General features: G+C 37.7%; 9 protein-coding genes. 7 read left to right on the top strand and 2 right to left on the bottom strand.

The annotated features are described in order from the left end of the window. The 4 genes from EUBHAL_RS03835 to EUBHAL_RS03850 all read left to right on the top strand — a co-directional run. Nucleotides 1–199: zinc ribbon domain-containing protein (locus EUBHAL_RS03835; RefSeq protein ID WP_005345062.1), on the top strand; the 199-nt coding region annotated here is incomplete at its 5' end. 450 nt (nt 200–649) lie between these two features. Continuing rightward, nucleotides 650–1,099, top strand: a complete 450-nt coding sequence (locus EUBHAL_RS03840) for a YaiI/YqxD family protein (RefSeq protein ID WP_005345064.1) — start codon at nt 650–652, stop codon at nt 1,097–1,099. A 33-nt stretch (nt 1,100–1,132) separates the two neighbouring features. Then, entirely contained in the window at nt 1,133–1,660 is a 528-nt protein-coding gene (locus EUBHAL_RS03845; protein WP_005345066.1) for a flavodoxin family protein, read from the top strand. Nucleotides 1,661–1,731: 71 nt separating this feature from the next. Further along, nucleotides 1,732–3,090, top strand: a complete 1,359-nt coding sequence (locus tag EUBHAL_RS03850) for a uracil-xanthine permease family protein (RefSeq protein ID WP_005345067.1) — start codon at nt 1,732–1,734, stop codon at nt 3,088–3,090. A 298-nt stretch (nt 3,091–3,388) separates the two neighbouring features. On the opposite strand, the gene EUBHAL_RS03860 is transcribed toward EUBHAL_RS03850, so the two are convergent. After that, nucleotides 3,389–4,183 (bottom strand): DeoR/GlpR family DNA-binding transcription regulator, encoded by a 795-nt coding sequence (locus EUBHAL_RS03860; RefSeq protein WP_005345074.1) that lies wholly within the window; start codon nt 4,181–4,183, stop codon nt 3,389–3,391. Between the two features lie 220 nt (nt 4,184–4,403). Here EUBHAL_RS03860 and fsa point away from each other — a divergent pair, with 220 nt between their 5' ends. Next, nucleotides 4,404–5,057, top strand: a complete 654-nt coding sequence (fsa, locus tag EUBHAL_RS03865) for a fructose-6-phosphate aldolase (protein WP_005345078.1) — start codon at nt 4,404–4,406, stop codon at nt 5,055–5,057. Between the two features lie 195 nt (nt 5,058–5,252). Here fsa and EUBHAL_RS03870 read toward each other — a convergent pair whose 3' ends face one another. Then, nucleotides 5,253–5,678 (bottom strand): PPC domain-containing DNA-binding protein, encoded by a 426-nt coding sequence (locus EUBHAL_RS03870; RefSeq protein WP_005345080.1) that lies wholly within the window; start codon nt 5,676–5,678, stop codon nt 5,253–5,255. Between the two features lie 311 nt (nt 5,679–5,989). On the opposite strand from EUBHAL_RS03870, the gene larE reads away from it, so the two are divergent. After that, complete coding sequence (gene larE, locus EUBHAL_RS03875) at nt 5,990–6,814, top strand: ATP-dependent sacrificial sulfur transferase LarE (RefSeq protein WP_005345082.1); 825 nt, start codon at nt 5,990–5,992, stop codon at nt 6,812–6,814. 683 nt (nt 6,815–7,497) lie between these two features. Then, nucleotides 7,498–8,412 (top strand): HAD family hydrolase, encoded by a 915-nt coding sequence (locus tag EUBHAL_RS03880; RefSeq protein ID WP_005345088.1) that lies wholly within the window; start codon nt 7,498–7,500, stop codon nt 8,410–8,412. Nucleotides 8,413–8,994 lie beyond the last annotated feature (582 nt).

An 8,994-nucleotide genomic window follows, 5' to 3' on the forward strand; every position in this document is an offset into this window, starting at 1 on the left:
GCAGGGCAAGAAACTTGTGAAAGTGGATAGATTTTTTGCAAGCAGCCAGACCTGTTCTGTTTGTGGTTACAAAAATGCAAAAACAAAAAATCTTGCAATAAGAGAATGGGATTGTCCGCAGTGTGGAACCCATCATGACAGAGATGTAAATGCGGCGGTAAATATCAGAAATGAGGGAATACGGCTGGTAAATGCATGACCTTGACACAATATAACACAACCGTGGGACACACGGGGATAGCTCGCTTATGCTTAGCACAGAAGTGTTATCGAACGAGAACCAAACTTGCCGAGGTTGGGAAGCCCCCACCTCTACAGGACGACACTGAAAAACTAATTTTACATGCAATATATAGTATTGTGAAACCAACAAACATATTTTATTTTGTATTGATTTACACGTAAAAAGGACTTTTTCAGTGGCGTCCTACAGGTGGGGGAGGATGTCACTATGTTATCATTGCTGAATGAGGGAGCGATAACTTTTGAAGATTTGGAAGATTTCAGTGAGGATTTACAAGATACACTGAAGCATTTTGCAGGCAGATAAGAAAAGAAGTAGATAATATGACTATTTATAAATTTTAGGGAATTAAGCGGGAATTCTCGGTAATTCAATTGTCGAGTACTTCACCAACGGAGTTTTACCATGCACATATTCATAGACGCCGATGCCTGCCCAGTAGTCGGCATAGTAGAAAAAACAGCAAAGAAATATAACCTTCCAGTTACCTTACTATGTGATACGAATCATATTTTGTATTCGGATTACAGTGAAGTAATTGTTGTCGGAGCAGGAGCAGATGCGGTAGATTATAAATTAATCAGCATCTGTCATAAGAGGGATATTGTCGTTTCGCAGGATTATGGAGTGGCGGCGATGGCACTCGGAAAGGGTGCGTATGCGATTCATCAGTCGGGCAAATGGTACACGAATGACAATATTGACCAGATGCTGATGGAACGGCATCTGAATAAGAAGGCGAGAAGAAGTTCTCATAAAAATCATCTGAAGGGACCGAGAAAACGGACAGAAGAGGACGATGTGAGATTTGCACAATCGTTTGAGCGGCTAATTTTAAAGGTATTAGAAAAATAGAAAAACGGATTTTAAAAGAAAGAGGTATACATCATGAGAATTGTAATTATTGACGGAAGTGCAAGAAAAGGAAATACATTAACGGCAATCAATACTTTTATAAAAGGGGCATCTGAGGGTAACCAGATCGAAGTAATTCATCCGGAAAAGTTACATATTGCTCCTTGTAAGGGCTGTGGAGCTTGCCAGTGTCACAAAGGCTGTGTGGACAAGGATGATACAAATGAAACGATTGACAAGATTGCGGCAGCAGATATGATTCTTTTTACTACTCCAGTTTACTGGTGGGGAATGACGGCTCAGTTAAAGTTGATTATTGATAAATGCTATTGCCGTGGAATGCAGATTAAAGAGAAAAAGGTAGGACTCATTGTTGTGGGTGGTGCGCCAGTAGATAATGTGCAGTATGAGTTGATTTGGAAACAGTTTGAGTGTATGGCAGAGTATCTGTCATGGAATGTATTGTTCCATGAGTCTTATAGTGCAATGGGTAAGGATGATATTGCAAAAGACGAAGAGATTCTGAAAAAATTAGAAGCATTAGGAAAGAATGTGAAATAAATTCCCTCTTGTTTTTCTCATTTTATCCCCGTATAATAGCAGAGAAAAACAAGAGAGGATAAGGAAAGTTTATGAATGAATCAAATCAAGTAATTCGTGATGCGAAGAAGCTGGGCCTGCCGAAGATGCTGATTCTTGGTGTGCAGCATATGTTCGCGATGTTTGGTGCTACGATTTTAGTACCGATTCTGGTCAATAGTTATTTTATGGATGCCTGTGGAGAACATCCGACAAGGGGACTTACGGTAGCGGTAACACTGTTTTGTGCAGGATTTGGAACATTATTATTCCATGTATGTGCAAGAATGAAGGTTCCGGCATTCCTCGGTTCTTCTTTTGCGTTCTTAGGTGGATTTTCTACAGTAGCGCATTTGAATACGGGAATTTATGCAGGAATGAGTGCAAATGAAAAGGCTGCTTATGCCTGTGGTGGTGTAGTGGTTGCCGGTCTTTTATATGTAGTAATGTCACTTATTATCTGCTTAGTTGGTATTAAGCGTGTTATGAGATATTTACCACCAGTTGTAACAGGTCCGGTTATCATCTGTATTGGTCTTAGTCTCGCATCTTCTGCAATTTCCAATGCTTCAACAAACTGGTTTTTAGCATTTGTGGCATTGGCAGTAATTATCGCCTTTAATATATGGGGCAAGGGTATGTTTAAAATTATCCCAATCCTTATGGGAGTTGTGATTTCTTATATCGTTGCGCTGATTATGAATGCAGCCGGCTTTACCAATCCAGATGGTTCTGCCATTTTGAATTTCTCATCTGTAGCTTCTTCTGGTTTTGTAGGACTTCCTCCATTCCAGATTTGTAAGTTTGATGTGACGGCAATTCTTGTTATGGCTCCAATAGCAATCGCAACAATGATGGAACACGTTGGAGATATGTCTGCCATTTCTGCAACAGTAAATAAAAACTTTTTAGCAGATCCGGGACTTCACAGAACCCTTCTTGGAGATGGTGTAGCAACTGCATTAGCTGGTTTGATCGGTGGTCCTGCGAATACAACTTATGGGGAAAATACTGGTGTATTAGAGTTAAGTCATGTATATGATCCATTAGTTATCCGTATTGCAGCCTGCCTTGCAATTATCATCAGCTTTATTCCAAAGGTATCTGCGATTATCAGTACGATGCCATCTGCCATTATTGGTGGTGTCAGCTTTATGCTTTACGGTATGATTTCCGCTATCGGAGTTCGTAATGTTGTCGAGAATAAAGTAGACCTCACAAAGTCAAGAAATCTGATTATCACAGGTGTTATCTTTGTGTGTGGACTTGGATTTGGTGATGGATTAACTTTCACAGTAGCAGGAACATCTATCACACTTACTGCATTATCCATTGCAGCCATCGCAGGGATTCTCTTAAACATTATCCTTCCAGGAAATGATTACGAGTTTGATGAAAGTTCTGATTTGTAGGAGAAAATAGACGCTCCTCAATTTTAGGAAGTGTTATTTTTATGTGGAACCAACATGGTCGAAGGCTGATGTGGTTATCAATAGTGGGAAAATGATGTGGCATTTGACCTCTTTGTATCCCCACACAGCCAAAGCACAGCCCCTGAAGAGAGTCTGGCTCCTATATTTGTGGCCTTGGAGCAAGGTTTGGATGCGAGCGCTTAAAGCGAGCATTCAAACCGCCGCGACTAAAGTCACAAATATAGGGGTCAGATTCTCTTTGGGGGCGTCTCTTTGCCTGCGGCAAATTCCTATTTGATTAGTTCATTTCTTTGGCAATAACCAGATTCACTCCAGCTTTTTCATAAATATCTTTTGTATTTTCTGACAGGCCAAAGTCAGTAATGACCATATTCAAGTCATCTAATGATGCGTAACTAGAAATAGAAGTTGTGTTAAACTTCGTATGATCGATTAACGCAATGGTCTTAGCAGAGGATTTTACACATCTTCGTTTTAAGTCCGCTTCATAGATACTGAAGTCAGTGAGACCATTTTCTACAGAAAAACCACGGGCAGATACAAATGCGATATCTGTATGAATTTTTTTCAATAAATCTTCCCCGAGTAATCCTTCGATAGAGGAGGATACGGAAGTTACGATTCCTCCGGTTAAAATAACAGTGATACCGGGAATATCTTTTAATGCCATAGCAAGATTGATTCCATTTGTAATGACAGTAAGTTTGGTAAAACCAGAGAGCTTCATTCCAAGTGTGTAGCAGGTAGAGCTGGCATCTAAGTAAATACACATATGATTTTTTATTAATTTTATCGCTTTATTTGCGATTGCTTCTTTTTCCTTTTGATTCTCCAAAGCCCTTTCATCAAAGAAATATGCTCTCCCCGTTAATTCAATGTTATCAAGGCTTCTATCATTATATACGGCACCGCCATGTGTTTTTGTAATAAGATTTTCCCTATCCATCTGGTTTAGGTCAGTACGGATTGTTGTGGTGGATACATCAAGAAGCTGGCTTAATTCCTTTGTAGTTGCTTTTCTATTCTTATTCAGATAATCCAGAATCTTTTTCTGGCGTTCTAATTGCATCATAGTAGGTTCCTCCCAATATATTGTTGTTTCATTATACCCTGAATCGTGAAATTATTCCAGTGAAAAGAGAGAAAAAGTTAAGATTCGAGGATAAAAACAAGAAAAAAGCTTTGTTTACTTATTTTTACTTATTTTTTCTTGCTTTTAAGCTTGCATTTCCTTTTAAAATGTGTTATATTCATATCATCAAACAAAGCAAAAACAAATGGAGGTTAAACAAATGAAATTTTTTGTGGATACTGCTAATGTAGCAGACATTAAAAAGGCTAATGATCTTGGAGTAATCTGTGGTGTAACAACAAATCCATCCTTAATTGCAAAAGAGGGAAGAGACTTTACAGAAGTAATTAAAGAAATCACTTCTATCGTAGATGGACCAATCAGTGGCGAAGTGAAAGCTACGACAACAGACGCAGAAGGCATGATCAAAGAAGGCCGTGAAATCGCTTCTATCCATCCAAACATGGTTGTTAAAATTCCTATGACAGTAGAAGGATTAAAGGCTGTAAAAGTTCTTTCTAAAGAAGGGATTAAGACAAATGTTACATTAATCTTCTCTGCAAACCAGGCAATCCTTGCTGCTAACGCAGGTGCTACATATGTTTCTCCATTCCTCGGAAGATTAGATGATATCAGCCAGCCAGGAATTGATTTAATCAGACAGATTGCTGAGATTTTTGACATTTATGCATACGATACAGAAATCATCGCAGCTTCTGTAAGAAATCCTATCCATGTAACAGACTGTGCTTTAGCTGGTGCTGATATTGCAACAGTTCCTTACTCTGTAATTGAGCAGATGACAAAACATCCATTAACAGATCAGGGTATTGTAAAATTCCAGGCTGATTACAAAGCTGTTTTTGGCGAATAATACGAACGTAAACATAAAGAAATATAAATAAACAACAACACACATTAAAACCACATAAGTTAACACACACGAATAAACAATAACACACAAAACATATATAAGAATAAAGTTTGGTTTAATAGGCTACAGACAAAGCCATTGTCCTGAATAAATCATAAATATGTCTTATTCGGGACAATGGCTTTGTCTAATGAATTAAATAGTAAAATCGAACAAATTGAGGCCGATTTTTTTATCGTATTTTCTGTCAATTACTCCATCGCTAATCTGAATCTGGATTTCAGCTGTAGCACTGACATAGGCCATACTTAAATGCCCACCAAACACATGTCCATCTTTGTCCCCGGCAGCCATATGAAGATGAAGATATACTTCGCCGTCCTGTTTTGTGACAGTTCCTGTCAAGGAAACAATTTCATAAGCTCCCTCAAAGTGAATAGGGTGGAACTTTTTTTCTACCGTGTCAAAAACACCGGTAGTAAAGTCATTAAGTGCTCCTAATCCGTTAATCTGTGCGAGCTGAATATTTTCTTTTTTCGCTACTTTTTCAATCTGTTCTATAATTTCTTCGCCGGGGTCAAGGCGGAGATAAATGGTATCTTTAAAACGTCTGTAATCCATGTCAAAATCTCCTTTTTAGTTCTGGTTTTATAATAGGTTTAAAAATCTTTTAATAATTTCACAGTTAGAATCAAGTGAGAGCCAGATTAAAAATTTATTTTGGCAGATTTACTATATGATCTATGCTGAAAAATAAAGATTTTCTTAAATTATAGCACTATTTTTCATACATAGAAAGTAGTAAGAGGATGTCATGAATAATATTCCGTTACAGGAAGTGAAAAATAGAATCCATAGCAACATATAAACCTATTGACAAAGTAGGAATAAAATGTACTATGCAGACAATATAACATTTGGAGGATTTTATTATGGCATCAGTAGAACAGAATAAAAAGAAAGAAGATTTAGAGAATTATTTAAAAGAACTCGGTAGTGTTGCGGTAGCTTTCTTCGGAGGAGTAGACTCTACATTTTTACTGAAAGTTGCACATGATACATTAGGAGAAAAATGTATTGCAGTTACCGCAAAATCCTGTTCTTTTCCAGAACGAGAATTAAAAGAAGCAAAAGCTTTCTGTGAAAAAGAAGGTATCCGTCATTTAGTCGTAGAATCCGAAGAATTAGACATTGAAGGCTTCCGACATAATCCAAAGAATCGCTGTTATCTCTGCAAAAAAGAACTCTTCGAAAAAATATGGAAAATAGCAAAAGAGGAGCATGTAGTGGCAATCGCAGAAGGTTCTAACTTTGATGATAACGGCGATTACAGACCAGGCTTACAGGCAGTCGCAGAATTAGGGATTAAAAGTCCATTAAGAGCCAGCAAATTAAATAAAGCTGATATTCGTGTCCTCTCAAAAGATTTAGGACTGCCAACTTGGAACAAACAATCATTTGCCTGCCTTTCCTCGCGTTTTGTATATGGAGAAACTATTTCCGAAGAAAAATTAATAATGGTAGACAAGGCAGAACAGTTACTCCTCGATATGGGATTCCATCAGGTGCGAGTAAGAATCCACGGAACAATCGCACGAATTGAAATCTTGCCAGAAGAATTTCCGAAATTAGTGGAAGAAACCAACCGAAATCTGATTACGAAATCTTTCAAAGAATATGGATTTACTTACGTTACAATGGACTTAACAGGATATAGAACAGGCAGTATGAATGAAACTTTGAATTCTGATTTGTAAGGCTGTGAAACAGACGCCAGAAAAGAGAGCCTATCCCCTATATTTGTGACTTTAGTCGCGGCGGTTTGAATACTCGCTTACACACGCTCGTATCCAAACTTTGCTCCGAGGCCGCAAATATAGGGGATAGGCTCTCTTTTCTGGCTGACTGTGGATATTGGTACAAAATCAGAATTCATGTTAGAGATTTGGGGATTCTCCAGAATATTATGAATTTGTAAAAAAATCAGCTTCTCTATAATATGGTATAAAAAGATATTACTTTGATTCACTTTCTCAAATTTTTTCACTGATTTGTTGATGCAGGAGTAAACATAAACATCCGCTATAAAAACTTTGAAAAATCGAATTTAAATATTATCTTTTTAATATACTATTATAGATTCATTGTATTTTCTCATAAAATCACAGCCTTTCGGGGAATCCCCAAAATCCTCCAACTGGTTTTCTGAGCTGTCAACGCACAGAACTCCTGAAGCTAAATAAAGCATATTTGTGGCCTCGGAGCAAGGTTTGGATGTGAGCGCTGTAAGCGAACATTCAAACCGCTGCGACTAAAGTCACAAATATGCTTTATTTAGCTTCAGGAGTTCGTCTGTTTTGCAGCCTCACAAATCAGAATTTTGTGCTATACTATATTTTAGAAGAGTAATTATAGCAAGTTCAGCAGAAAGGAGAACCGAATGGCAAATATTATCGCAGTTGTCTGGGATTTTGATAAGACTTTAGTTAATGGATATATGGAAGAACCGATTTTTGAACATTATGGAGTGGATTCTTCTGTATTTTGGAGAGAAGTTAATTCTCTGCCGGAAAAATACAGAGTAGAGCAGGGGGTTCGAGTGAATCCTGATACGATTTATCTCAATCATTTTATTCATTATGCCAAAAAGGGAATCTTTAAAGGACTGAATAATGCGATGCTTTATGATTTTGGAAAGAATCTTCATTTTTATGAAGGGGTTCCCGAAATTTTTGAAGAGACGAGAAAGTTAATTGAAGAAGATTCTATTTATCAGGAATATGATATTAAAGTAGAACATTATATCGTAAGTACCGGACTCAGCCAGGTGATAAAAGGCTCTGTAGTTGTACAGTATGTAAAAGGAATCTGGGGCTGCGAATTGATAGAAGAAGAGATAGAAAATGGAGAAAAAATCATAAGTGAGATTGGATATACGATTGATAATACCAGTAAAACGAGAGCTTTGTTTGAAATCAATAAAGGAGTTAACCGCCATGAAGGAGTTGAAGTAAATACGAAGATGCCAGAAGAGCTTAGAAGAGTTCCTTTTCGTAACATGATTTATGTCGCAGACGGACCAAGTGATATTCCAGCCTTTTCTCTTGTCAATAAAAATCAGGGTGCCACCTTTGCCATCTATCCACATGGAGATATGGAAGCCATGCGGCAGGTGGAACAGATGAGGGTGGACGGACGAATTAATATGTATGCAGAAGCTGACTACAGAGAAGGAACAACTGCTTATATGTGGATCTGCCATAAGATTAAGGAATGTGCAGAAAGAATTCGTAAGAGAGAACGCGAAAAAATATCCATTTACGCACAGGCAGGAACACCGAAACATCTTACATAATTACTATTTAATTCATTAAGAAACAACAGACGAAGCCATTGCTCCCAATAAGGCATATTTGTGATTTTAGTCGCGGCGTGTTGAATGTTCGCTTTATTCGCTCGCATCCAACACTTGCTCCGAGACCACAAATATGCCTTATTGGGAGCAATGGCTTCTGTGATGTGGCTGGAGAAGATGAATTAAACAGGGGGAGGAGATTTGGGGACAGAAGCTGATGTCTTCTGCTTACTCGAGAATGACTGGGAATATGGAATATGATTTGACCTGCCTATATGTAATAGTAAAATGAAAAAATCGGCATTTAAAATTTGATTTTATAAATATTGCGGAAAATAATATAATAATTGCACCAAATTTACTTGAAATCCAGTGTAGTATCCAATCAGTAATAATAGTTTAGGAATAATCTGTTAGCAGCTTACAATAAAAGATAAACGAATCAAACTGGGATAAAAAATATCTATCTACAATATTTTCAGAGCAAGCAGAAAACTTCTGCCCGCTCACCCAAATCCTCGCAACCACTATCTTAATTCAAACAAAATCCAGCCAAAGACAGCCCGGGAAGAGAACTGATAG

The sequence above is a fragment of the Anaerobutyricum hallii DSM 3353 genome, assembly GCF_000173975.1.
In the GTDB taxonomy this organism is placed as follows: Bacteria; Bacillota; Clostridia; order Lachnospirales; family Lachnospiraceae; genus Anaerobutyricum; species Anaerobutyricum hallii.

What these genes read in the sequence shown, in the direction of transcription:
- EUBHAL_RS03840 (WP_005345064.1), top strand. Translation starts at nt 650, where the DNA reads ATGCACATATTCATAGACGCCGATGCCTGCCCAGTAGTCGGCATAGTA.
- EUBHAL_RS03845 (WP_005345066.1), top strand. Translation starts at nt 1,133, where the DNA reads ATGAGAATTGTAATTATTGACGGAAGTGCAAGAAAAGGAAATACATTA.
- EUBHAL_RS03850 (WP_005345067.1), top strand. Translation starts at nt 1,732, where the DNA reads ATGAATGAATCAAATCAAGTAATTCGTGATGCGAAGAAGCTGGGCCTG.
- EUBHAL_RS03860 (WP_005345074.1), bottom strand. Translation starts at nt 4,183, where the DNA reads ATGATGCAATTAGAACGCCAGAAAAAGATTCTGGATTATCTGAATAAG.
- fsa (WP_005345078.1), top strand. Translation starts at nt 4,404, where the DNA reads ATGAAATTTTTTGTGGATACTGCTAATGTAGCAGACATTAAAAAGGCT.
- EUBHAL_RS03870 (WP_005345080.1), bottom strand. Translation starts at nt 5,678, where the DNA reads ATGGATTACAGACGTTTTAAAGATACCATTTATCTCCGCCTTGACCCC.
- larE (WP_005345082.1), top strand. Translation starts at nt 5,990, where the DNA reads ATGGCATCAGTAGAACAGAATAAAAAGAAAGAAGATTTAGAGAATTAT.
- EUBHAL_RS03880 (WP_005345088.1), top strand. Translation starts at nt 7,498, where the DNA reads ATGGCAAATATTATCGCAGTTGTCTGGGATTTTGATAAGACTTTAGTT.